The 24706-nt window shown below is 40.3% G+C and carries 22 protein-coding genes; 9 read left to right on the top strand and 13 right to left on the bottom strand.

Annotated elements, in window-relative coordinates:
* Positions 1-5 precede the first annotated feature (5 nt).
* On the bottom strand, positions 6-467 hold the full coding sequence (locus tag XEN7305_RS19735) for a hypothetical protein (protein WP_006511273.1): 462 nt from the start codon (positions 465-467) through the stop codon (positions 6-8).
* Between the two features lie 197 nt (positions 468-664).
* On the opposite strand from XEN7305_RS19735, the gene mgsA reads away from it, so the two are divergent.
* Complete coding sequence (mgsA, locus tag XEN7305_RS19730) at positions 665-1954, top strand: methylglyoxal synthase (protein ID WP_006511272.1); 1290 nt, start codon at positions 665-667, stop codon at positions 1952-1954.
* A gap of 20 nt (positions 1955-1974) precedes the next feature.
* Here the strand turns inward: mgsA and XEN7305_RS19725 are convergent, their stop codons facing one another.
* From XEN7305_RS19725 to XEN7305_RS19700, 5 genes are all read right to left on the bottom strand, one after another.
* The gene (locus XEN7305_RS19725) at positions 1975-2724 is read right to left on the bottom strand and encodes a class I SAM-dependent methyltransferase (protein WP_006511271.1); all 750 of its coding nucleotides are present in this window, start codon (positions 2722-2724) and stop codon (positions 1975-1977) included.
* A 229-nt stretch (positions 2725-2953) separates the two neighbouring features.
* Positions 2954-3820 (bottom strand): alpha/beta fold hydrolase, encoded by an 867-nt coding sequence (locus XEN7305_RS19720; protein WP_006511270.1) that lies wholly within the window; start codon positions 3818-3820, stop codon positions 2954-2956.
* Between the two features lie 15 nt (positions 3821-3835).
* Positions 3836-4756: a 2-carboxy-1,4-naphthoquinone phytyltransferase gene (gene menA, locus XEN7305_RS19715; RefSeq protein WP_006511269.1), complete on the bottom strand. Its 921-nt coding sequence runs from the start codon at positions 4754-4756 to the stop codon at positions 3836-3838.
* A gap of 250 nt (positions 4757-5006) precedes the next feature.
* Positions 5007-5888 carry an ABC transporter permease gene (locus XEN7305_RS19705; RefSeq protein WP_006511268.1) on the bottom strand — a complete coding sequence of 294 codons (882 nt, stop codon included), beginning with the start codon at positions 5886-5888 and terminating at the stop codon, positions 5007-5009.
* Positions 5889-5938: 50 nt separating this feature from the next.
* The gene (locus XEN7305_RS19700; protein ID WP_006511267.1) at positions 5939-8077 is read right to left on the bottom strand and encodes a mechanosensitive ion channel family protein; all 2139 of its coding nucleotides are present in this window, start codon (positions 8075-8077) and stop codon (positions 5939-5941) included.
* A gap of 550 nt (positions 8078-8627) precedes the next feature.
* On the opposite strand from XEN7305_RS19700, the gene XEN7305_RS19695 reads away from it, so the two are divergent.
* A complete protein-coding gene (locus XEN7305_RS19695) occupies positions 8628-8999 on the top strand; it encodes a hypothetical protein (RefSeq protein ID WP_006511266.1) in 372 nt (123 codons plus the stop codon).
* Positions 9000-9109: 110 nt separating this feature from the next.
* On the opposite strand, the gene XEN7305_RS19690 is transcribed toward XEN7305_RS19695, so the two are convergent.
* The 6 genes from XEN7305_RS19690 to grpE all read right to left on the bottom strand — a co-directional run bounded on the left by XEN7305_RS19690 (position 9110) and on the right by grpE (position 15668).
* Positions 9110-10045: an LD-carboxypeptidase gene (locus XEN7305_RS19690; RefSeq protein WP_006511265.1), complete on the bottom strand. Its 936-nt coding sequence runs from the start codon at positions 10043-10045 to the stop codon at positions 9110-9112.
* 23 nt (positions 10046-10068) lie between these two features.
* Positions 10069-11178 (bottom strand): small ribosomal subunit biogenesis GTPase RsgA, encoded by a 1110-nt coding sequence (gene rsgA, locus XEN7305_RS19685; RefSeq protein WP_006511264.1) that lies wholly within the window; start codon positions 11176-11178, stop codon positions 10069-10071.
* Positions 11175-11438, bottom strand: coding sequence for a sulfurtransferase TusA family protein (locus XEN7305_RS19680; protein ID WP_006511263.1), 264 nt, complete (start codon positions 11436-11438; stop codon positions 11175-11177). The genes rsgA and XEN7305_RS19680 overlap by 4 nt, the downstream gene beginning before the upstream one ends.
* On the bottom strand, positions 11435-12565 hold the full coding sequence (gene dnaJ, locus XEN7305_RS19675) for a molecular chaperone DnaJ (protein ID WP_006511262.1): 1131 nt from the start codon (positions 12563-12565) through the stop codon (positions 11435-11437). Before dnaJ ends, XEN7305_RS19680 begins: the two co-directional genes overlap by 4 nt.
* A gap of 114 nt (positions 12566-12679) precedes the next feature.
* Positions 12680-14722, bottom strand: a complete 2043-nt coding sequence (gene dnaK, locus XEN7305_RS19670) for a molecular chaperone DnaK (protein ID WP_006511261.1) — start codon at positions 14720-14722, stop codon at positions 12680-12682.
* A gap of 127 nt (positions 14723-14849) precedes the next feature.
* Entirely contained in the window at positions 14850-15668 is an 819-nt protein-coding gene (grpE, locus tag XEN7305_RS19665) for a nucleotide exchange factor GrpE (protein WP_006511260.1), read from the bottom strand.
* Between the two features lie 274 nt (positions 15669-15942).
* Here grpE and XEN7305_RS19660 point away from each other — a divergent pair, with 274 nt between their 5' ends.
* From XEN7305_RS19660 to XEN7305_RS19650, 3 genes are all read left to right on the top strand, one after another.
* A complete protein-coding gene (locus XEN7305_RS19660; protein ID WP_006511259.1) occupies positions 15943-17958 on the top strand; it encodes a GspE/PulE family protein in 2016 nt (671 codons plus the stop codon).
* Between the two features lie 41 nt (positions 17959-17999).
* Entirely contained in the window at positions 18000-19109 is a 1110-nt protein-coding gene (locus XEN7305_RS19655; RefSeq protein WP_006511258.1) for a type IV pilus twitching motility protein PilT, read from the top strand.
* A gap of 83 nt (positions 19110-19192) precedes the next feature.
* Positions 19193-20407, top strand: a complete 1215-nt coding sequence (locus XEN7305_RS19650; protein WP_006511257.1) for a type II secretion system F family protein — start codon at positions 19193-19195, stop codon at positions 20405-20407.
* Positions 20408-20483: 76 nt separating this feature from the next.
* Here the strand turns inward: XEN7305_RS19650 and XEN7305_RS19645 are convergent, their stop codons facing one another.
* Positions 20484-21323 (bottom strand): prohibitin family protein, encoded by an 840-nt coding sequence (locus tag XEN7305_RS19645; RefSeq protein ID WP_006511256.1) that lies wholly within the window; start codon positions 21321-21323, stop codon positions 20484-20486.
* Positions 21324-21417: 94 nt separating this feature from the next.
* On the opposite strand from XEN7305_RS19645, the gene nblB reads away from it, so the two are divergent.
* The 4 genes from nblB to XEN7305_RS28750 all read left to right on the top strand — a co-directional run.
* Positions 21418-22077 (top strand): phycobilisome degradation protein NblB, encoded by a 660-nt coding sequence (nblB, locus tag XEN7305_RS19640; RefSeq protein WP_006511255.1) that lies wholly within the window; start codon positions 21418-21420, stop codon positions 22075-22077.
* A gap of 46 nt (positions 22078-22123) precedes the next feature.
* Positions 22124-23038: a M48 family metallopeptidase gene (locus tag XEN7305_RS19635; protein WP_006511254.1), complete on the top strand. Its 915-nt coding sequence runs from the start codon at positions 22124-22126 to the stop codon at positions 23036-23038.
* A 197-nt stretch (positions 23039-23235) separates the two neighbouring features.
* Positions 23236-23514, top strand: coding sequence for an RNA-binding protein (locus tag XEN7305_RS19630; protein ID WP_006511253.1), 279 nt, complete (start codon positions 23236-23238; stop codon positions 23512-23514).
* Between the two features lie 431 nt (positions 23515-23945).
* Positions 23946-24706 (top strand): calcium-binding protein (locus XEN7305_RS28750; protein WP_006511252.1); only part of this gene is annotated, 761 nt, incomplete at its 3' end.

The following is a 24706-nucleotide window of genomic DNA, read 5'->3' as shown; positions in this document are numbered from 1 at the left end:
AAGCATTAATTTTCACTCAGGTCATCGGGATTGTTCGCATCGATCCGACCCATGACAGTGATATATCTGCCATTTTCATTCAATAGTTCTAGTAAGACTGTATTCGGCTCCATAGTAACGGCAGAGCCAGGAACAGTAAGGGTTTTGTTTGTGGTATTGGTGAAGACCATTAATGACTCATAGGCGATCGCTTCGGAAACCCCATAGTTCACAAGCTTGCCTTCGCCACCGGTGCATACTTGAAGCTCTTCTTCTATTTGGCAATTGCCCTTTTTTAAGATGAACATATCATCTTCGCCATATCTAACATACAAAGTCTCTTGTGTACTGGCGATGCTAATCTCATACTCTTGAGGCACGCCTCCCCCAGGAGCCGTCACACTGGCAACACCTTTAGCTAAAACAAAAGAAGGCAAAGATATAGCGGCAACTAAGCCAAATACCAAACTTTGAAGAAGATTTTTCATAAGTGCTATCTATGAGATTAATGATTTCTGGTTTAAACTTATTTAATTAATGAACAATAAATTGATTGATACTAGGTATTTATATCTCCTTACTAATGAGGGGATTGTACAATGATTGAAACTTTTTGTACATTAAAACTTTGTATAAAAATACTGTTTTTTGCCCTCTGTTTTAAGAGTTGAAGCCTGATTAGAATATGTCCAATACTATTGCATTAATAGCTCACGATCTCAAAAAGGCTGAAATGGTGGTCTTAGTTAAGCAATATGAGGTAATTCTTTCACGGTATCAGGCGATCGCGACTGGCAATACAGGGAACAAAATTCAAGAGCAAACTAATCTTAAAGTAGACTGTCTACTCCCTGGTGCCATGGGAGGAGATATGCAAATTGCAGCTCAAGTTGCCATAGGAGAAGTTGCTGCGGTAATTTTTCTCCTCGATTCTCTCGGGGCACAACCTCAGGAACCAGATATTCAAACTTTTTTGCGCATTTGTGAAGTTCATGATGTGCCTCTAGCGACTAATTTGGTCACAGCTAAAATTGTCATCAATTCCTTGAGCAACAAGCGCATTGCCCATTTGATCTTTAATCCTATTTCTGGACAAGGCAACCCCGACCAAGATTTGGCATTGATCAAAAGGCTATTAAAACCACAAATTAATTTGAATGTCATTTTAACTGAACCCGACATAGAACCAGGAGAACAAGCCAAAGAAGCAATTAAAAGTGGAACAGATTTAGTAATCGCTTCGGGGGGAGATGGCACAATTTCGGCAGTAGCCGCCGCAGTCATGGAAACTGACATTCCTTTGGGAGTGATCCCTCGTGGGACGGCCAATGCTTTTTCTGTTGCTTTAGGTATTCCCACCAATATTAATGCTGCTTGCGAAACTATTTTGGCAGGAACTACCAGAGTCGTCGATGTGGCTCGCTGTAATAATATCCCGATGATTTTACTAGCAGGAATTGGTTTTGAAGCAGAAATTGTGGCTAAAGCGGATCGCGAATTTAAAAATCAATTTGGCGTCTTTGCCTATTTACTTGCTGGAGCACAGCAATTCGCGGCCCAGGAAACATTTGAGGCTCAAGTAGAAATAGATGGTCAAATAAGTAATTTTCAATCTGCGGCGATGACTGTTGCCAATGCTGCCCCACCGACATCGATATTAGCTCAGGGATGGGGAGAAACCGTAGAAGATGATGGTTTACTTGATGTGACAATCGGGATTAGAGAATCCCAAGAATTCAATTTAGCAAGCCGTTTGCAAGCTGTTAATGCTCTGGCTAGTTTATTCACTTCAGCATTGATCAAACAACCGATTAATCGAGAAGACATCATCTGCCTGCGAGTTCCTCAAATTAAAATATCAGCTAACCCACCGCAAAAAGTTGTTGTTGACGGCGAAATTATTGGGACAACCCCTGTAGAAATTCGTTGTATACCCCAAGGTTTAACTGTGTTTGCGCCATTATCTCAAAATTGAGCACAAAAAACTTCTAGCAATCAATTACGCACCGCAATTAATCTCCCTGAAGCCCCACCACCATAGAAATTGGCTTGAGTTACTGTTGCTCCAAAACCATTAATTAAATTTGTAAATTCTGGCATTGACAACTGATTAATAATGCTTTGGGCTAGATAGCGGTAAGGAGTACTATCTTCTATAAAAGGCTTGACAATTTGAGGTACGACTTGACTCATCCAAAAAGTATAAGTTTGCTTCCATAAGATCTTCTGCGGTTGGAAATGATCAAGAATCAATAACCGTCCTCCTGGACGCAATACCCTGATCATTTCTGCTAAAGATGTTTGCTTATCGGGAAAATTACGGAAGGTAAAAGCTGTAATTACAAGATCATAGGTAGCATCAGGACGCTCAATATTACAGACATCACCCTCAAAGTAACCACTCACAGAATCTAACTGACGCGCTACTTCTAGCATTCCAGGAGACAAATCTAATCCTTCTACTTCAATATCTGGGTAAGAATTAGTCAAAAATCTGGTGGATTCACCGGTACCACAACCGACATCAAGTACTTTCATCCCTGGTTGCAATTCCAAATCTCGCAATGCCTGACGATACCAAGAACTAGTTTGGCCGAGGAAAACTATCGTTCTAATAAAATCGTATTTTGTAGCGATATTGTCAAATAGAGTACGAATATATTGTCGTTTATCTTCTCCCTGTAGTTGAGTCGCTTTAAGGGGAGTGATAGATTGGTTGTTAAGATTATTGTTATTTTTAGTCATTATTTTAAATTTCAAAACTTGGTAATTTGTTTCCTCGTCAAGATTGGTGTTAGGTGTTAGGTGTTAGGTTCTAGGTTTAAAAGGGTTATATTTTGATTTAAATCGGAGTATTTTTTATAGAAAAAACATTTTATGACTTTATTTAAGTCTATAAGGACTAAATTTACCTTTTTTTCGGGATTCACCTAACACCTAACACCCAATACCCACTACCTAACCTGTAAAATTGCTATAGACTCAAAAACTCTCGCATATACTGATTGACTAGATCGGGTTTTTCTTGCTGTACCCAATGGCTACAGTTTGGGATATATTGCAACTGAAAATTTTTCACATAATCCTGGGTCTCGTAGGTTAATTCTTTCCCCAGAAATTTGTCATTTTCCCCCCAAATCATCAATGTCGGAACTTCCAATACATCCCAATCTCTAGGGAGCAAAATTTGGGGGAAAATATTGCGATAATAATTGACCATGGCTGTAAGTGCCCCTGGTGCGGCAGCAGCTTTTTTATAGGCTTCCAAGTCTTGTGTGGTGAAAACATTTTTGTCGATCACAAAATCTCTAAAAGCGTTCGAGATCGCTTGATAGCCATTAAGTTGCAAGAGAAACTCGGGCAGCCAAGGCAGTTGAAAAAATACCGTATACCAACTCCTGAGCATTTGTTGCGGATTACTCCGCAAGGCTTCGGAAAATTTGGCAGGGTGAGGCAGGTTCATCACGATGAGCTTGTCCAGCATTTCGGGATGGGCATAGGCAACATTCCAGGCGATCGCGCCACCCCAATCATGACCCACTAAAATACAGCGAGCATAACCTAATCCTGTGATCACATCTTTTACGTCTTTCACTAATTCTGCGATCGCATAAGCTTTGATATCTTGAGGCTTGTCACTTTTGTTATAACCTCGTAGGTCAAGGGCTACAACTTTGTGATCCTGGGCAAACTCCCAAATTTGCGATCGCCAAGAGTACCAAAATTCAGGAAATCCATGGAGCATTAGCATCAGAGGCCCTTTTCCTTGGGTAACATAATGCAAGCGAATTCTATTGCTTACCAGATACTCATGTTTTAGATCATGGTTTAATTCAGACATCTTACAGTTAATTAATTAAGCAATTAAACTAGGAATAACTATACCCACTCCCAACAACAAGCCAAACCAAAAATACATCGCCACAGCAATAAATTTGCAGTTACTCACCTTTTGAGGTTGACTATGGTACCGATTAACATAGGAGCAAAGCTTTATGGCATAAAAAACACTTAACAGACAGATCAGTCCCCAAATGGGCAACATTCCTAGCCAGACAAATAAGCCAATTAAACTATAGTTGATCACCGCTGACCAAGATAGAATTTGGGCAGATTTTTCGGTACCAAAACGAACTACAGGAGAATATTTCCCGCCAGCCAAATCATCCTCGACTTGATGGAAATGGGAGCAAAATAAAATCATGCTGGTAGCAAAACCCACGCAGATAGAACTGGCCAAAATAGTTTCGGAAACCTGCGGGTTTTGGGCATAATAAAATGCCAAGGTACTAAGACTATAAGCAAAAAAACAAAGTATTTCCCCAACCCCATGATAGCTGAGACGAAAGGGCGGGCCTTGATAGATATAACCCAAAAAACAATCTATAACCACAATAATCATGAGATTGAGATCCCTTTGCCACCAACAAATTAGTCCAGTGATTAATAGTCCCATGATCAGGAGACCATTTGCTAGCCATAAAATGGCGGTTTTTTTGCCAGTTAGCTTAACAACTGAATGATATTTATGAATATCAACTCCCGTTTCATCATCAAACACATCGTTAGTAAGATTGGTCCAAGTTTGAATTACAAGAGCAGAAATTAAAAATAGAATTAAGTTTTGCCAGTTAATGGTTCCGGTTTCTGCGATCGCGACAGCAGTTCCCACCCACATTGGGACAATAATCACACTATAGAGAGGTAATTTGATGGCAGCACGCCACAGTTGCCGTTGATTTGGTTTATTTAATTCGCTAGTTAATTCTATTGTCATAATTATTCTCAAACAAGGTGTAGGTCAAGTGAAGGCAGAAGGAGGAAGGCAGATGGCAGAAGGTTTTTTGTTTGGAAGAGGCTCGAATCTCTCCCAAACCTTGTTCGCCCTGAAGGGCGAGGCTTGTGTCCCAAAGGGAGAAGTTAGAATTATTCTCTCTGCCCTCTGCCCTCTGCCCTCTGCCCTCAAGGGCGAAGCCCGGTCAATCACCTACTCAAAACAAATAATATCTTGTTGTCGTTGTTTGAGATTAGCCCAATTTTTCTCTAGGATCTAAAGCATCTCTCAAGCCGTCACCAATATAGTTAATACTCAAAACTGTCAGAAAAATCGCTAGCCCAGGAAACAAAGCCATATGAGGCGCTGAGGTTAGATAGTCTTTGGCATCGAATAACATTCTGCCCCAAGTAGGAACATCGGGAGGAAAACCTAGTCCTAAAAAACTGAGGGTTGATTCTGTAATAATGGCATTTGCCACAGCCAAGGTTGCCGCCACGATCACTGTGCTAACAACATTAGAAAATAAATGAACCCAAATAATGCGACTGGGTTTAGCGCCGATCGCTTGAGCGGCACTGACAAATTCCATTTCCTTTAGCTTTAAAAAATTTGCCCTGACTAGTCTAGCGACAGACATCCAGTTTAAAATTCCAATAACGATGACTACTAAAACAAAAATTCCTAATTCTGCGCCCAAGATATTTTTGAGAGAATCACGAAATAAATAAACAATTAAGAGCAATAAAGGTAATTGAGGCAAAGCTAAAAATAAATCCGTAATGCGCATCAAAATATTATCAACAATGCCCCCATAAAAACCGGCGATCGCACCGATGAACGTCCCCAATACAATAGAAACTAGAGTGGCCGTAATTCCTACAGCTAGAGAGATTTTACCGCCATACAATATTCTTGCTAATTGATCCTGTCCCAAATCATTAGTTCCCAAAAGATGCTCCCAACTTGGAGGAGCAGAAGAGATACTAAAATCTATTTTATCGATGGGAGCTTGGTAAATTAAGGGTAAAAATAAGATTGCGCTAATAATTGTTAGTAAGACGATAATTCCCGCAGTGGCACTATAGTTGCCTAGTTTCAGGATTTTCTGGAGTTTAGGCCGTTTTATTCTCATTAGCCTCTTAAATTAACTTGTAATTGGTCTCACTGCATAACAATCAGCTACTAATTATTTTCCAAGAATTTTTTGAGATTATCCTTTAATTGCTTGGAGAAACTCTGTTTACTTTGCTTCTGTTTCTGATTCTTATTTTTGGGGACTGGCTTTTCTGGAGCCGATTCAGATGTGGGAGGAATGTTTTTCAACTCATGAGTTGCAGCCTGATTTAGTTTTTTAGAGACCAAAGTTTCTGAGGAAGGCTCAGATTTTGTGGAACTCCCCTCTAGCTGATGAACCGTAGTTGGATTTAATTGCTTAGGAACAGGAGATTCCGGAGTAAATTTCTCAAAAGGAGGTTTTTCTGAATGTGGAGAAATAATAGTTTGTTGATTTGCTTCCCTAATAATTTGAGCTGTTGCTTCTATGGACTGCTCAACACCTTTTTTAATATCTATTGTTTTTTCAAATTGATTATTCCTATTTTGTTGATCCTCATGTTGATCGTCCTTTTGTGAACCTTGAATTCTGCTGTAATCGTTATTGATAATTCGTTTTTGCCTTGGCTTTCTATTTCTATATTTTCTGCCTTGTTCCTGCTGAACTTTGGATACCCATTCGGGTCTATCGGCAATTTCTCCAATGGGAATATAAATTCCTTCGCGATCAAATGCTTCTTTAAGCACTTGCCTCACAATTCTTTTGATTTGGACATGTCTGCCCGGTTTAACCTTGGTTATTGTGTAAATAGATAAACGAATCTCGCCAAATTCTTCAATCCCCTCTACTTGCGTTGGTTCCAGAATATCTTCGCATTCTGCTTTCAATTGGATACCAACTTGTTCAATGATCTCTTGAACTAAATCTAGATTCGTATTGTAGTCAACTCCAACCTCAACATTTGCATAAATAAAACCTTTAGAGAAATTGGTAATAGAATTGATATCTCCATTCCGAATGATATAGACCTGTCCAAGATAATTACGAATCCTTGTGGTTCTCAATTCGATCGCTTCGACATATCCCGATGCTTCATCAGTTTCGATATAATCTCCTACCAAATAGTAATTTTCAAACAAAATCAAGAAGCCGGAGACTATATCATTAATCAAATTTTGCGCCCCCAGACCAACAGCAAAACCTAAAATCCCTGCTCCAGCTAGAATTGGTCCGGGATCAACACCAATCGAGTCAAGCATTAAAACACCTGACCCAAAATATATTATGTATTTGGCAGAACTCTGGATTAGAGGGGTAATTGTCTGTCGTCGCTGTCTTTGGGCATTTGTCAAAGAATCTGAGCTGAGAAGGAATTCTTCGACAGCTAAATAGGCAACTGAGATGAGAATTCGGCTTATGAGAAGGATAGAGATTAACTTGATTCCACTAGCACCCCAAACGGCTAAATTGGCAATAAAGTCAATTTGTTGAATACATAGCGTTGCCATGAAAACATAGGTGATATATTCCAAACAACGCTTGAGGAATGAGATCAGATGTCGCAGCTTATCATAAAACCTTAAGATATTGTCGGGACTCGAATTTTTTACACTGAGAGCATCAAGGCTATCAATAATCACGGCGACTACTTTAAATAGTAGTAGTCCGATGCTAATAATTAAATAAATTCTTAGTAGAATATATAAATATTTGGAGACAATAGGCGGCAGAATTAGAAATTCAGCACAAAGAATCGCGATCGCAATCCAAGATGCACTATTAATATTCTTTTTTAATGCCTCAAAAAATGAGGCGATACTCTGATCATTATCAGAAATCTCGTCAAAATCTTGAACATACTGCGATAACTTATCTATTAGAGGATTGAAAATTCGCAGAGCAATACTCGCTCCGATAATTACCCCAATACTTTTAACAATTCCTAGCCCAAGATCATTCCAAAACTCTCTAGGTATTGTCAAGAATAGTTGCAAACTATATTCTCGAACATTTTCTCCGCGATAGATGAGATATCCATTGAGCCCAATTATCATTAAAGATAAAATAAAGTTGAAGAAAAAAATACAATTTCGTACTTGACGGCGAATTGTAGCCAGACTAAAATTTTTGCTAAATTTTTCTATCAAAGGTATTTGGAAAATTTTTCTATACATTCTTCCAAAACACCAGTTAACAAGAAAGAAAAAAATGAAAACCAGAAGAACTTCAGCTATTATCGTAATAATATTAATTGTTAGATTTGTCATGAATTATAATTTTTTCACAAAATAAGTTCACCTTTCTACGATAGTGATGAAATTGATCGAAGAAATTGTCAATTTAGAAGCCACAGTTTTCATTATCTAGTATTCGGCAACGATAAATGCCCATCCAAAATTTAATTTGTTTTGGATTTTAGAAAATTTTAAATACATTAAGCTTCGTTGATAATACTAAAGATATTAGCCTACATATGTAATCAACCATTAGTTTACTTTGAGTTAACTCACCCATTACCTATTAATTGTCCCCTATTTCTTAAGCCAAAACTTGATGCATGTAATTCTACACTACTTGTCATGTTGTGATGCCATGGTATCAAGATATCTCGTATAATTCTCGAATCTATTTTTTTTAATTCAGCTTTCTTCGTAGAAAAAGTACTTTTTGCTATGATCCCCCAATCTTAGAAAATCTATGGGATTGCTCTAACGTTGTCGCGACGATAATTGTAATCTGATTAGCAGCAATCTTAGAGTTTTCTGTGTAATTATAGAGTACGTTGAGAAACCTTTATAAATCACATAGTAGCCAATCATGACTGAACCATTTAAATTTTCTGATGGGCAATTAGCCTACACTGCTGAAGAATTATTCTCTCTCTGCCAAAAATCGCCTGATGAAAGTCTGAACTATTTAATGCGAGAAGACTTTGAAAAATGGTTGAATTATATCGGTAAATCTGATTTAGCCGCTAAAGTGGGACAGATTCGCCAAGCTTCTCTATCGGATGGCGATCGCATAAAGCAATTTATCAGCCAATTTCAGACCAGCTCTGTTCCCACTCAAAAATCATCACCAACAACAACTTCAACTGCCAGCAAGCCTAAAGCGCCCGCAGCACCTAAAGCAACGAAAAAAACTAATCCCTTAGCAAGTATCTTTCAAAAGCTGTTTGGTAAAAAATAAGTCGTACTAAAACAATAAAAGTAAACTATTGAGGAATTGAGGGAAATGGGAAGGCAAGCCAGGCAATTAATCTCTTACCTTTTCCTTCCTCATTCCTCATCCCTCATCGCTCATTCCTTATCCCTTAACAATCCCTCATCCCTTAAAAAACTCAACTCTCCGCGATCGCCGTCCAATCTCACATGATGACCTACGGGTAAAACTGCATTACAGCCATCATGGCCGAAAGGAAGATCACTAACGATGGGGATTTCCAAGTCGGATAGGCGATCGCGTAAAACCTCTCCTGCATTAGTGCTAATCGAGCCAGGGTCTGCCTCACAACGACTAAATCTACCTAAAGCAATTCCTTTGACTCCCGATAAGACCCCCATTAAACGCCATTGAGTTAACATCCGATCTATGCGATAGGGATATTCATTGATATCTTCTAAGGCTAAAATAGTTCCCTTTAAGCTAGGTTGTAACGGTGTTCCCAAGATATGAGTCGCCACACTCAGATTTGCCGGCAGCAATATTCCCTCCGCAATCCCTCTTCCCCAGCCTTTCCCTTGCAAAGATTCTAAATTTCCGCCTTCAAGATAGTCGAACATTCTTTGCTGTGACCATATTGGTTCTTGGTCTAGTGTGGTTAAAATTGGGCCATGCAAACTAGCAATTCCTTCTGTAGCCAAACTCCACAACAAAGCTGTCACATCGGAAAAACCAATTATCCACTTTGAAGGCATAGGGCTTGGATTTCCTGGAACTGTTTGATTCCAATTTTCTAATAGTCTTGCACTGCCGTAACCCCCTCGGATACAGAGAATAGCTTTGCATTGGGGATCATTCCAAGCTTGGGTTAAAGCATTACGTCTAGTCGTATCGTCTCCTGCTAAATAACCCTGACGAGCATCCCAATTATCATCTAATGTCACCTGATAGCCACGCGATCGCCAAACTGCCAACCCTGCTTCCAAGGCTTTGACATCTTTTACTGCACCACTAGTTGCGATCGCGATTACTGAATCTCCAGGCTTTAAAGAAGTTGGGAACTTAAGGGGCATCATAGTCTAAATTATTTCACCTGTTACTTTTCTTCGAGGCTTTCTTCTTCATAAAGCTCATCAATAGAGCGATTACCATACAATTCCTGCAAATTTTGCTGTTTTTCCTTACGAGAGCGACGACGATATTTTTTTCTGGCTAATCTCGGTTCGTATTGATCTTTGCCTGCCCGTTTAATTTTAAGTTTGACATTAGACTCTTCATCAGGATTATCCTGCTGGCTCTTTTGAAACGCGATCGCCTTATCCAGAAAATCCAAATAATATTCATATCTTTCCCAATCACCCCGCACCACACAATTGGGCTCATCACGATGTAAACAATCACTAAACTGACAAAGATTATCCGCCAATCTGTTTCTAGCTTCAGGAAAATATAATGCCAAATCCGTAGGATTATAGTTCATACTTGGTTGATTAAACCCAGGACTATCGGCCAGTAGACCCCCTCCAGGAAGCTCAAATAACTCCACATGACGAGTTGTATGACGACCTCGTTGCAACTTTCCTGAGACTCGACCAACTCGCACCTCAACATCAGGAATCAGTTGATTAATTAAACTAGATTTGCCAACTCCACTTGGCCCAACAACCACGGTAATTTTGTCCTTTAAACGAGATAGCAAACTATCAATCCCATAATTTTGAATTGTGCTAATCAAAACCGCATTGTAACCCCAACTAGCTAATCTCGCTTGCCATTGCTGTTGTTCCGACTCAGGAATTAGATCGCATTTATTCAAACATAAACAGAGTTCTAATCCTGTAGACTCAGTTTGCACTAAAAAGCGACTTAATTGCCAAGGGTCTAATTTTGGTTCTTCTACCGCAAAAACCAATAACATCAAATCTGCATTAGCGACAGGAGGTCTTTGTAATTCGGTGGTTCTTGATAGGATATCAGCGATCGCCCCTCGTCCATCTTGCCAGTCGGGTTCTTCAATCGCAACCTTATCGCCCACCATCACCTTTTGCCCAATTTTTTTGAGCCTAGTGCGGCGAGTACAAAGCAAATATTCTAAATCACCCTCGCGATCGCAACTAAGAGCCAATTTTACCTGATAAAAATTAGCCTGTACCGCTACGACTGTTCCCCATAGTGGCCATGTAATCTCATTTGCCAAAACACTCACGATTCAAGGGGACGACGCACAAACAAGGCAAAAAACTCTTGGCGATCGTCAACAAATTCCAATTGATATCCTGCCATTTTCAAACTATCAGGTACTTGTTCAATCGGTTCCCCAGGATCTAGCCAAACTTCCAGCACAGAATTGGGCGGCATTTGTTCTAAACGCAATTTGGTGCGGACAAAATTGATCGGACAGGGAGTGCCCCGCAAATCTAGTAAAGCATCACTCTGGCTTTGAGCAGGAATTTTAGCATGATTCATTTATGAAACAATCCTCCCAAAAAACCTTCTAGACCCCCTTTGCCAGTACTTTCTCCGTGAATGGTCGCTAATTTTTCGAGTAACTCTTTCTCTTCCGCATTAAGCTTTTTGGGAATCTCGACCTTGACCGTGATCAAATGATTCCCTCGGCTCACGGGATTACCCAATCTGGGGACTCCTTTATTTTCCATCACCAAAACCTTATTGGGCTGAGTTCCCGCAGGTATTGTGACCTCCTCAGCTCCGTCAACAGTGGGAACTTCAACACGACAACCCAGAATTGCTTGTAGATAACTAATACTAATCTCGGAACTAATATTAATTCCTTCTCGAGTAAACTCAGGATCAGATTCGACAAATAAATAGACATATAAATCTCCTGGAGTACCATTCCTCACTCCAGCATCTCCTTCTGAAGAAACCCTGAGACGAGTTCCATTATCAACCCCTGGTGGAATTGTAATTTTGAGCTTCTTGGTTTCTTGCTTGCGCCCTGCACCATTACAAGACTCACATTTGGCTTCAATAACCACGCCCGCACCATTACAAGTAGGACAGGAGGAAACTTGGGCAAAACTACCAAAGGGAGTGCGAGTCGCTCTTTTTACCTGGCCAACCCCATTGCAAGTAGTACAGCTTCGAGAACCAGTCCCGGGTTTAGCACCATTTCCGCCACAAACTTGACAACTTTCGAGATGGGGAATGCGGATCTGTTTTTCTCCACCGAAAACAGCTTCACGGAAGTCCAGTTTTAAATCTAATCTGAGATCATCACCGCGCACTGGGCCAGTCCGACGACGGGAAGTGCTAGGCCCGCCAGCACCACCAAAACCATTGAAAATAGACTCAAAGATATCGGCAAAACCGCCCATATCACCATACTCAAATCCGGAAGCTCCCGCACCGGAAGACACTCCAGCTTCCCCAAAGCGATCATATCGGCTACGAGTCTCTGGCTCAGAAAGCACTTCATAGGCACGATTAACTTCCTTAAAGCGATCTTCGGCCCCTGGTTCTTTATTGACGTCAGGATGATACTTACGCGCAAGACGACGATAAGACCGTTTTAGCTCTTCTTTACTTGCATCACGGGATACACCCAGAATTTGATAATAGTCCCCTGCCATAAACCCTTATTGTCTCAATTTTTTGTGTGTTGTGCTAATGGTACTGTAGCAAAAGATGCTCATAAAAGCCCAATGACAATTATGTCAATGAGACAGCCTATAGCCTATAGTTATTTAATCGATGACTTCATAATCTTCAAAATCAATTTCATCAATTATGGTTGGGTCATCAAAATCTTCAGCTTGAGCAGAATCCACTTGGCGATTTTGATTCTGAACAGCGACCAAAGCTTTAACTTCTTCATTCTCTTCTGATGACATTTCAAATTCTGTTTCTATCTGGACATTGGAAATTGTTTCCTCAAAACTGTCAAACATACCTTCCACATTGCCTGCTCCGCTGCCAGTTGCTTTTTGGTAAACATCAGAGCCCACTTGTAATAGCTTCTGGCGGAATTTATCGACGAGAGTTTGAATTGCATCTGGTGAGGGATTGCGACTAGCAAAAGCCTGTTCCAGATTATTTTTCAGTTTTTGAATTTCAACTTTTAAATCCTGACGAATGAACTTCCCTTGTTCATTGAGGGTTGATTCGTAATTGTAGAACAAATTATCTGCTTGATTTCTGATTTCAATTAATCTGATGCGATTACTATCCTGCTCGGCATATTTTTCAGCTTCTTGGCGCATTCTCTCAACTTCGGTAGAACTTAATCCACCTGTATTAGAAATAGTAATATTTTGTTGTTTGCCAGTTCCTTTATCTTCTGCTCTAACCTGCAAAATACCGTTGACATCCATTTCAAAACTAACTTCAATTTGAGGAACACCCCGAGGAGCTACCGGAATTCCCGTTAAAAGAAATTTTCCTAAGCTTTTATTATCATCTGCCATGGCCCGTTCTCCTTGAAGAACGTGAATTTCTACAGAAGTTTGACCATCAGCAGCCGTGGAAAAGATTTGAGACTTACTAGTCGGCACAGTAGTATTTTTTTCAATGATTTTGGTGAAGACCTCTCCTAAAGTTTCAATCCCCAAAGATAAGGGTGTAACGTCTAAAAGCAATAGATCTTCAACTTCACCACCCAAAACCCCTCCCTGAATCGCCGCACCTAAAGCCACTGCTTCGTCTGGGTTAACTGAGCGATCCACTTGCATTTGGGGGAACACGGTTTGGATCGCTTTTTGTACAGCAGGGATTCGAGTCGAACCACCAACTAAAATCAAGCGCTCTATCTCGTCCGGCTGAAGTTCTGCATCCTTGAGTGATTGCTCTACTGGTTCTAATGTCCTTTCAATGAGACCGCGAGCTAACTCCTCAAACTTAGACCGACTTAACTCCATCTCCAGATGTTTAGGCCCCGTTTCATCAGCAGTGATGAAAGGTAAATTAATCGAAGTCGTTGGGGTACTAGAGAGTTCTATTTTGGCTTTTTCTGCTGCTTCGCGCAGGCGTTGCAAAGCCATTTTATCTTTTTTAAGATCGATATTTTCTTGGGTCAGGAAAGCCTCAATCATCCAAACAACTATGACATTGTCAAAATCGTCACCACCTAGTTGATTGTTGCCGGATGTGGCTTTAACTTCAAATACACCATTGCCTAGTTGCAAAATTGAAACATCAAAAGTTCCACCACCCAAGTCAAAAACCAAAATATTTTGTTCTCGATCTAGTTTCTCTAAGCCATAAGCTAATGCCGCCGCTGTTGGTTCATTAATAATCCGCATCACTTCCAGACCTGCTATGGTTCCAGAGTCTTTGGTCGCTTGTCTCTGAGAATCGGTAAAATAGGCCGGCACAGTGATCACTGCTTGAGTGACTGTTTCTCCCAAAAAACTCTCGGCATCTGCTTTGAGTTTCTGCAAAATCATGGCCGAAATCTCTTGAGGCGTATACTGGCGATCCTGGATTTGAACGTCAACAGTGTTGTCGCGGCCAGAAATGCAGTTATAGGGAACCCGTGATCTCTCCTCGGCCGTATCTGACCAGCGACGACCGATAAACCGTTTAATACTATGAATTGTATTAATCGCATTAGTAACAGATTGCCTCTTGGCAAGTTGACCGACTAAACGGGTATTTCCCTTCGCAAAGGCAACCATACTGGGGGTTGTTCGCCCACCTTCTGAATTGGCAATTACGATCGGTTTTCCTCCTTCTAGAACGGAAACACAACTATTTGTGGTGCCTAAATCGATACCTATAACCTTTGCCATAGTGTTGAGGCATTAATGTCAATGACTTTCTGGTGTTTTTTTATGATCTTCAAGAATCAGACTAAATCAAAATAGAATTAAGATAGCTGAATTTTCTTCTGAAATACAGCAGTTTAAAAGCTAAAATCTAGCTAATAGATTCTGCATTATCTGCTACATCTTCCAAGACATCTTGTTTCTCTTCCGAGGTTATCATGGGTTCTTGAGGAACAGCAACTTTCACCATGGCATGACGCAAAACCTGATCTTCTAACATATAGCCCCTCATTAGTTGCTCTATGACTGTCCCTTCGGGATATTCATTAGAAGGTTCTCTGAGCATCGCTTCATGAAAATTGGGATCAAATTCCTGTCCTTCAGGACGCATTGCCGATACTCCCATTCGCTTCAAGCAATCTACTAAAGTTTTGTAAACTCCTTGATAACTATTCTGGATTGTTTTCTCGGCTTCGTTATTTGGTTTAATTTGAACTCTAGCCCGTTCAAAATTGTCCACAACAGGCAGTAGTTTGTTGATAATGTCTTTTTTTGACTGTCGTTCTAGATTCTCTTTTTCTTTAATAGTTCTTTTGCGAAAATTATCAAAGTCGGCAGCTAATCTTGCATATTGAGACTTTGTAATATTTGACTGTTTAACCTGATCGTCAAAAAGCTTTTTTAGGTTGGCATTTTCCTGCTGCAAGATAGCAATAATTTTCTCATTTTCAGATTCAGTCTCTGTTGCAGTATCTTGTTCAGGAGATATAGCTTCCACCTCCTTGGGTATGTCTGGAATCTCGGAAAGCTCTGGAAGTTCTGGAATCTCAGATTCAGAAGTTGCAACTGCCGAGTCTAGAGCTGAATTTTCTTCAGACACTGTATTACTCGCTGCTTTTTCTGAATTGAGGGAAGAAATTGCGTCTTGTTCTTCTATGGTTTGTTCTTGCTGCTTTTGATCGTCACTCATAGCATTTTGTGATGAAACTACAAATTATGGTTTTGGAGGATGTGAATTACTGCTAACTTAATGTAGCATTTCGTCTTGACTTGCGCGTTCTCCCACATTTGACCCATCACGAGAGCTGTAAGGATAAATGCTTATGGGAAACTCTAGGTCATTCGTCAAGCATAGCTGGGTTCTTTTTGTTTTTACGAAGAATATTTTTATCATTAGAGCTGGTATTTTAGCAAAACTTTCGGGAATACTTGAATAATATCGGGAGATCTTTTTTGCTGATTTTATGAGTTATTCTTCATCTTCTAAGTCCAAGAAAACTAAAGCGATCGCGCTGCGCAATTATTTTTCTCCTTTTGGCAATAAGCTAGTTGAAAAAGGGTTTGTTAATGGCGAACAAATGCAGAAAGCGATGTTGGAAAGTCGCAAAACTGGGCGATCTTTGGTTGACATCTTAGAATCCGTTACTGGTGATGCCCTACCCCCGGACGTACTACGCCAGTACAAAAAACATCATCTTTTTGAATTAAAAGTTCTATACGGCGTCGCTTCGATCGATCTAGAAATTGAAGAGGTTAACAGCAACCAAACCGGCGCTCTTATTGATAGTCTAATCCCCCTCGATTTATGTCGTCGTTACCGAATTATCCCTTTAGAGAGAAAGGAAGATCCAGCTGCTTTAGTTGTAGCGATGGTGGATCCAGAGAATTTAGAAGCTCAAGATGATCTCAATCGGATTCTTCGACCTAAAGGCATTGAACTCCAGAGAATTGTCATTACTCAGGCCGATTATCAGAAACTTATTGATAAATATTTGGATGAGGAAGTAAAAAAAGAGAAAGCCTCTGGCAAAAAAGACACAGTTAATGTTGACGTTTCTTTGGACTTAGATAATCTCGACTTTAATCTAGAAGAAACAGAAGAAGAGGGTGCCGATGATTTAGGTGCAGTTAATGAAGCTCAAGGGGCCCCAATTATTAATCTAGTCAATAAAATTCTTGCCAAAGGACTACAAGATGGGGTTTCTGATATTCATGTTGAGCCCCAAGAAGAATTTTTGAGGGTTCGTTATCGTAAGGACGGGGTTTTACAACAGGCTTTTGATCCCATGCCCAAGAAAATTATCCCAGCGGTGATGGCTCGTTTCAAGATCATGGCAGATTTAGATATTGCCGAGAAACGTTTACCTCAAGATGGCAAAATTCGACGCATGTTTCAGGGTCGAAAAGTCGACTTTCGGGTTAGTAGTTTGCCCAGTCGTTATGGAGAAAAGGTCTGTTTGCGGATTTTAGACAACTCGGCCACTCAATTGGGCTTGGATAAATTAATTACCCATGAGCCTACCTTGGAATTAGTCCGGGAAATGGCGAAAAGACCCTTTGGCCTACTATTGGTAACGGGCCCTACTGGTTCTGGTAAATCAACGACACTCTATTCAGTTTTAGCCGAAAGAAACAATCCTGGAGTAAATATTAGTACAGCTGAAGACCCCATTGAATATTCTCTAGATGGAATTACCCAAGTACAGGTCATTCGCGAAAAAGGCATGGATTTCGCCTCTATTTTACGAGCTTTTCTACGACAGGATCCTGATGTGATACTTGTGGGGGAAACTAGAGACCCTGAAACAGCTAAAACCGCAGTAGAAGCAGCAATGACAGGTCACCTTGTCTTAACTACTCTCCATACCAATGATGCGGCAGGTTCTATATCCCGACTCGATGAAATGGGAATTGAGCCTTTTATGATTGCTGGTTCTCTCGTCGGAGTTTTAGCTCAAAGGCTAATGCGTCGAGTTTGTGGAGAATGTCGGATTGCCTATCATCCGACCCATGAAGAATTAGCCAGATTTGGCTTATCAGCTGCCAATCAAGAGGATGTTACTTTTTATAAAGCAAAAACCTTAGATCAAGAACAAAAAGCAGCGGCCAAAAAGAAAGGAACCCTCTGTCCTAAATGTGGTGGCGGTGGCTATAAAGGCCGAGTTGGAGTTTATGAGGTCATGAGAACCTCTGAGAAAATACAAGAATTAATTAATGCTGGGGCCAATGGTGATCAGATCAAAGAAGCTGCAGTCGAAGAAGGCATGATTACGATTTTGGCCTATAGTCTCGACTTGGTCAAAGAAGGCCACACCACATTAGAAGAAGTTGAAAGGGTCACCTTTACTGACTCAGGTCTAGAAGCTGAATTAAAAGCCAAACGAAAAAGTGGCTTAATCTGTCGTACTTGTGATGCTCAATTAAAACCGGAATGGCTAGATTGTCCTTATTGCATGACATCTCGCTTTAGTGAGCAATAAATAATTTATTTACTATAAAATTTTTATAAGAGGTTAATGCTATGGAAATGATGATTGAGGACTTGATGGAGCAGTTGGTGGAAATGGGGGGCTCGGATATGCATATTCAAGCTAGTGCTCCAGTTTACTTCCGTATCAGTGGCAAACTGACTCCTATTGGGGATGATCTGATGCCCGCTGAATGCCAACGACTGATTTTTAGTATGCTCAACAATACCCAAAGAAAGGATTTAGAGCAAACTTGGGAGCTGGATTGTTCCTATGGAGTTAAGGGCCTGGCTCGCTTTCGGGTGAATGTTTATAAAGAGCGGGGTTGTTATGCTGCTTGTTTGCGAGCTTTATCTTCCAAGATTCCTAATTTCGACCAGTTAGGCTTACCGGAAATTGTGCGAGAGATGACCTATAGGCCAAAAGGCTTAATTTTAGTTACTGGACCTACTGGTTCTGGCAAAACAACAACTCTCGCAGCGATGCTGGATCTGATTAATCGAACTAGAGCAGAACATATTCTCACTGTAGAAGATCCCATTGAATATGTATTCCCTAACCACAAAAGTCTCTTTCATCAGCGACAGAAAGGAGAAGATACTAAAAGCTTTGCTAACGCGCTCAAAGGTGCATTACGCGAAGATCCAGATATTATTCTGGTGGGGGAAATGCGGGATCTCGAAACCATTTCCTTGGCAATTTCAGCCGCAGAAACAGGGCATTTAGTCTTTGGTACTTTGCATACTAGTTCTGCCTCGGGAACAGTAGACAGGATGGTTGATGTTTTTCCCGCCGCTGAACAAGCACAAATTAGGGCAATGCTATCTAACTCTTTGATCGCAGTATTTAGTCAGACTTTAGCTAAAAAGAAAAGTCCTAAACCCGGTGAGTTTGGCCGGGTGATGGCTCAAGAAATTATGATTGTTACTCCAGCGATCGCAAATTTAATTCGAGAAGGTAAGGCATCCCAAGTTTATTCAGCGCTTCAAACGGGAGGTAAATTGGGAATGCAAACGATGGAACAGGCATTAGCCCACCTAGTCAGAGCTGGAGTTATTGACATTGAAGAAGCGATCGGTAAGAGTGGAAAACCAGATGAACTCCAACGTCTGGTTGCCGGGGCAATGTCTATGGGAACCAACAAAGCTAGAAGCCGTAGATAATACCGTTTCTTGAAGTGACCAATAATAAAGTTACTAATTATTAAATAACCAATTTTGCTGTAAGTAAAACACATATTTAATCCATGACTGTATATATAGCTAAAGTTAGAGACAAGTCGGGCAAAGTTTTTAAAGAGAAGGTGGAAGCTGAATCCCCAGAACAAGCTCGTAGTATCTTGGGTAATAGATATATTGCCGTGGGTAAGGTCACCAAGTCTGCTCTAGATCTCGATTTATCTCAATTAGAATTGGCTCTGACAACAGTCAAGGTCAAAGACAAGGCCGTTTTTTCCCGTCAATTTTCAGTGATGGTAAATGCAGGGGTCGCCATTGTCAGATGTTTGGGTATCCTATCAGATCAAGCAGGAAACCTCAAACTAAAAAAAGCCTTAATTGGTATCAGTGCAGAAGTGCAACAAGGGATAAGTTTGTCAGAAGCCATGTCAAAATATCCCGAATGTTTTGATGATCTCTATGTCTATATGGTCGAGGCTGGCGAGGCTGGTGGAGTTTTAGATGAAGTCTTAGATCGCCTTTCTGTCTTACTAGAAGATATCGCTAAATTGCAAAATCAAATTAAATCGGCGATGACTTATCCGATGACAGTCGGATTTTTTGCTGTAGTAGCCTTTTTGGGCATGACCATTTTTTTGATTCCTGTATTTTCGGGAATTTTTGATGGCTTAGGTGCTGAGCTCCCAGCCTTAACCTCCTTTATGGTCTGGTTAAGTGATACCTTGAGAAGTTGGCGGGCTATCATCCCTATCATCGGGATTATGGTTATTACTTTCGCTTTTAAAGCTTATTATGCAACGCCTGTAGGAAGACTGCAAATTGATTCTTTTATGCTCAAAATGCCTTTATTTGGCGATTTAAATCAAAAGTCAGCTGTAGCTCGTTTCTGTAGAATTTTTGGTGTGCTCACCCGTTCAGGAGTCCCGGTATTAAATTGTTTTGATATCGTTTGTAACACAATTACCAATAAGGTTATTGTCAATGCCATCCAATCTGCTAAAAGTGAAATTCAGCAAGGCGGCATGATTTCCCTAGCAATTCAGAAGGAGAATGTCTTTCCTCCTCTGGCGATTCAAATGATTAGTATTGGTGAAGAAACCGGAGAATTGGACTCGATGATGTCGAAGGTGGCCGATTTCTATGAAGATGAAGTTGAGCAGGCAGTTAAGGCCCTAACGAGTATGCTCGAACCAATCATGATGGTCGGTATTGCCATAATGGTGGGAACGATTCTGTTGTCGATGTATCTCCCAATGTTCTCAATTTTCGATCAATTAGGTTAGTCAGGTGGTTAGGCTCTAATAGGATTTTGCTCCTAAGACCTAACACCTGAAAAGCTGAAGCCAAATTCAACCAGGATTATTGCAAATCTTCAAAATTCAACAAGAAAGGGAGTTGAGAAGCTGCATCTCCACTAATAACCAATACTTTTGGCACTTGCGCTCCTCCTTCTCTCCAAGCTTCAATTGCCTCTTTTTCCAGTACCAACCGCCCACCTTGAGCTTTAAGTGTTTCTGCTAGCAATTTTTGGGCTTCGGCTTTCCCCTTGGCACGGTTGATTTCTGCTAGGGCTTTTTGCTCAGCTTCACTGGCAATATAAACAGCTTTTCTCGCCTTTTGCTCAGCAATTTGTTTATCTTCTACTGCTTTAGCAAACTGGGGAGAGAAATCAAGATCAACTACACTAGTATCTAGAACAATAATGCCATATTTTTCTAGACGAGTACTTAGAGCATTATCAAAATCTTCTTTTAATTCATTACGTTGAGTAATTGCTTCTTCAACGTTTCTTAAGGCTGCAGCAATTTTAAAAGATTCTTGAGTTTGGGGCGCAATGATTTTAGCGACAATATTTGCTAAAGTCCCTTGTTTACGACGAATCTCGACAATTTTCTGGGGATCAAGACGGAAGTTAATAGCAAAACTAGCGTTTAAATCCTGGAGGTCTTTCGTAGAACTTTGAGCGGGTACTTCAAATTTTTGGACAGTGATATCATAAACGTCCACATAAGAAATTAACGGTGGACGAAAATGTAGCCCTTCTAGTAGGGGTTGCTCTTGTGCTTCTCCCAAAATACTGAGAACTCCAGCTTGACCAGGATTTATGATAATAAAGCAGTTGAAAGCAACTAAAATTAGCAGAGCAATTACGGCTCCACCGATTATAGAAAATATACCTTGAGATGATTGACTATTCAATTTTTAATGATCTCCGATTTGTGCCGACATATAAAATGTAACTATTTGCGACCACAATTAACTAAAAACAACAATTAACATTTCCTAAAAATACATGAATAACCCTTTAGACTCCACTATTGTTCTGCTGAATTCCCTTAATTTTAGCGATCGCATTAAGGGATTGAATCAATTACGAACTGTTGAGAAAGCAGAAGCTTTTCGACTAATATTGCCCTTGGTCAAGGATATGAATACCAGGGTTCGCTATGCTGCGGTAAGTCAGCTTGATGTGTTGGGAACCGAGAATCTAGAATTGAGTTTAGAATTATTACGAGATCGCCTATTTAATGATTCGGAGCCTGATGTCCAAGCTGCTGCTGCCGATGCTATTGGAGGATTAAAACTAACCGAAGCCTATGATGATCTAGCAAAGGCCTATCACCAAACCTCAGAATGGTTAGTGCAATTTAGTATTATTGCTACTCTAGGTGAACTGGGAGAACCTAAAGGATTTGAACTGTTAGCAGAAGCATTAAGCTCGGAGGTTAATTTGCTACAAACCGCGGCTATCGGATCTTTGGGAGAACTAGGAGACCAACGTGCGGTTGATTTACTCATTCCTTTTGCTCAAAATGAGGATTGGCAAATCAGATATCGTGTGGTCCAAGCTCTGGGTAGATTGGGCGGAGAGATAGCTCAATCTACTCTACGGCAGTTGGTTGATGATGAAGTTGCTCATGTTGCCCAAGAAGCCAAAAATAATCTTAATTAATATAATGACAAGAAACTTTGTATAACTGACTAATAATTCTGCCCTAATGAATCGTAAATATTTAACTGGATTGACGCCCCAAGCCTATGAACATCCTTTTGATCGTCAGGCCCTAGTCTCTCTTGAAAAAATTCCTGGGGTTTCTTTATTTTTTAAAAAAGTGAATGAATATGGCATAGATCGTTTATTAAGATTTAAATTTGGTGCCATATGTCTGCGAGTCAATTCTCGTAATTTTCCCGAACTGTATCAAATATTTCTCGAAGCTTGTAACGTCATTGATGTGGCTCCTATTCCCGAATTATATCTTCTCCACGGCACTGGATATATTAGAACTCTCACCATTGGAGCCAATAATCCAATGATCATTCTCAATATTGATGGGATGAAAGAACTCTCAAACGAGGAATTACTCTACACTTTGGGTCATGAGTTAGGACATATTAAAAGTAAGCATTTGCTCTATCATCAGACAGCGATGATCCTTCCTGGTTTGGGTCGAGTAATTGCGAACTCTACTCTGGGATTGGGCGGGTTGGCCACTAATGGGATTGAATTTGCACTCTATCAATGGGTTATGATGGCCAAACTAACATCAGATCGAGCAGCCTTACTGGCCTGTCAAGACACAGATGTGGCCTATCGTAGTTTAATGAAATTGGCTGGATTGCCTGAAGAGTATATTAATCCTATTGCAATAGAAGAGTTTATCGAACAGGCTAGAGATTTTGGTAGTTATAATCTCGATAGTTTAGACAAGTTCACAAAAATGCTGAGTTTTATGGAGCCCAATCATCCTTGGACGACTTTGCGCGCCGCAGAGTTGCTGAAATGGGTTGAATCTGAGGAATATCAGGTTTTATTGGAAGAAAATACGTCTCCACCGCAAGTAGAAGTTGTTAAAGACTCTGTAGCAGGTTCTGAAGATTGGGATTTTTTGGAATCTTGGGAAGCAAATTAATTAAAAATTAAAAGTTAAAAATACAGAATAGATCGCTAATTCTTCATAAATAGTGTTAACATTGGTCTTGAGAATTAAAAGATTAACGATTAAGTCTGTATTCAGTAACGAAGGTTTTTCCGTAAAGTATTGAGCTGTTTCTTTTCCAATAATCTTGTCTCTCTAAACCCAACACTGATTGAGGAGACAATCAACTTATGTCAATTTATGTAGGTAATTTAGCTTACGAAATTAATCAAGAAGACTTAAACGAAGTTTTCGCCGAATATGGTACTGTCAAAAGAGTTCATATTCCCACTGATCGTGAAACAGGACGCGTTCGCGGATTTGCTTTTGTCGAAATGGAATCTGAGTCTGACGAGGATAAAGCGATCGCAGCTTTAGATGGAGCAGAATGGATGGAAAGAAGTCTCAAGGTCAACAAAGCTAGACCTCGTGAGAACAACAGGAACTCCTTCGGTGGTGGCAGAAGGTAATGACAACCGTTTCTAATTATTGGCCTTGCATCCTTAAATAGTTCCATATATTGGCGGATGGAGGGACCACAGAAACTCTTGGGCCGGGAATAATGGTAGAGGACAAAGCATCTTGGTGAACGTCCTGACTCAATTCTCGGTTTTTTTGTGTGATAGCTTTTCAGGTTTTAATTCCAAATAAATGACTATGAGTTCACGTTACCAGCAATCAAAGTGTAACAAGATATACTCATTTCTTCATATATCGCAACATATTCTTCAAATAATCGACAAACTTTACAGTTGTTCTTGTCGGAAATAATATTAAAACCGTTCTATTCTATTGCTAGTATTTTTACATATAAAAATCTGCTTTATCTATTAGTTGTTGGCATCAAGCTGCCAAATTATTTTAAGAAAAGCACTACTACTTTAAGATAGAAAAATAAAAAATGGTTTTTTCAGGAATCTTATATAGCAATTTTATCCTAGGTACCTTGGGCAATGACTCAATCCTTGGGACTAATGGATTAGACTCTATCCTCGGGCTTGCAGGACAAGATACTCTCAATGGTAGAGAAAATAATGATCTGCTGATAGGAGGCAATGGAGATGATTCCCTGATCGGGGAAGCTGGATTCGACTTCCTGCTGGGGGGGCATGGAGACGATAGTCTTGATGGTGGAGATGATGACGATAATCTTCATGGTGGCAATGGATTTGATTTGCTATTGGGCTTTGCAGGCCATGACATTCTCAATGGTGGCAATGATGACGACATCTTGGATGGAGGAGATGGCAATGATTTCCTTGATGGAGGAGATGGCAATGATTCCCTAAATGGTGGGGATGGTGATGATACTTTAAAAAGTGGAGTTAGCACTAAGAATCCTAATTTCTTGGAGACTAATCTAGAAGTGATTAACCTTGCTAGCACTAATGTTCATCAAGTTCATAGTCAATTTCATCAGGTTTTTTCCTCAATTGACTTTTTGTTGGCTCTTCATCATGAAAGGTCTCCCCTAAGTAATAGTGAAAGATTGAATGCCGATTTTGGTAGTGACACACTCGATGGTGGCGCCGGCTATGACACTGTCGATTACACAGATTTTGGTCAAGCTGTAACCCTCACTCCCAGCGGAATTGTCGAGAAGGCCAATGGCCACAGTGATCTTTTGATTAATGTCGAGAAAATTGTCGGTGCAGTAGGACA

It is taken from the genome of Xenococcus sp. PCC 7305, from assembly GCF_000332055.1.
GTDB lineage: Bacteria > Cyanobacteriota > Cyanobacteriia > Cyanobacteriales > Xenococcaceae > Xenococcus.
The sequence above is the reverse complement of the archived record's forward strand: the minus strand, read 5'-3'. Positions and strand labels throughout refer to the sequence as shown.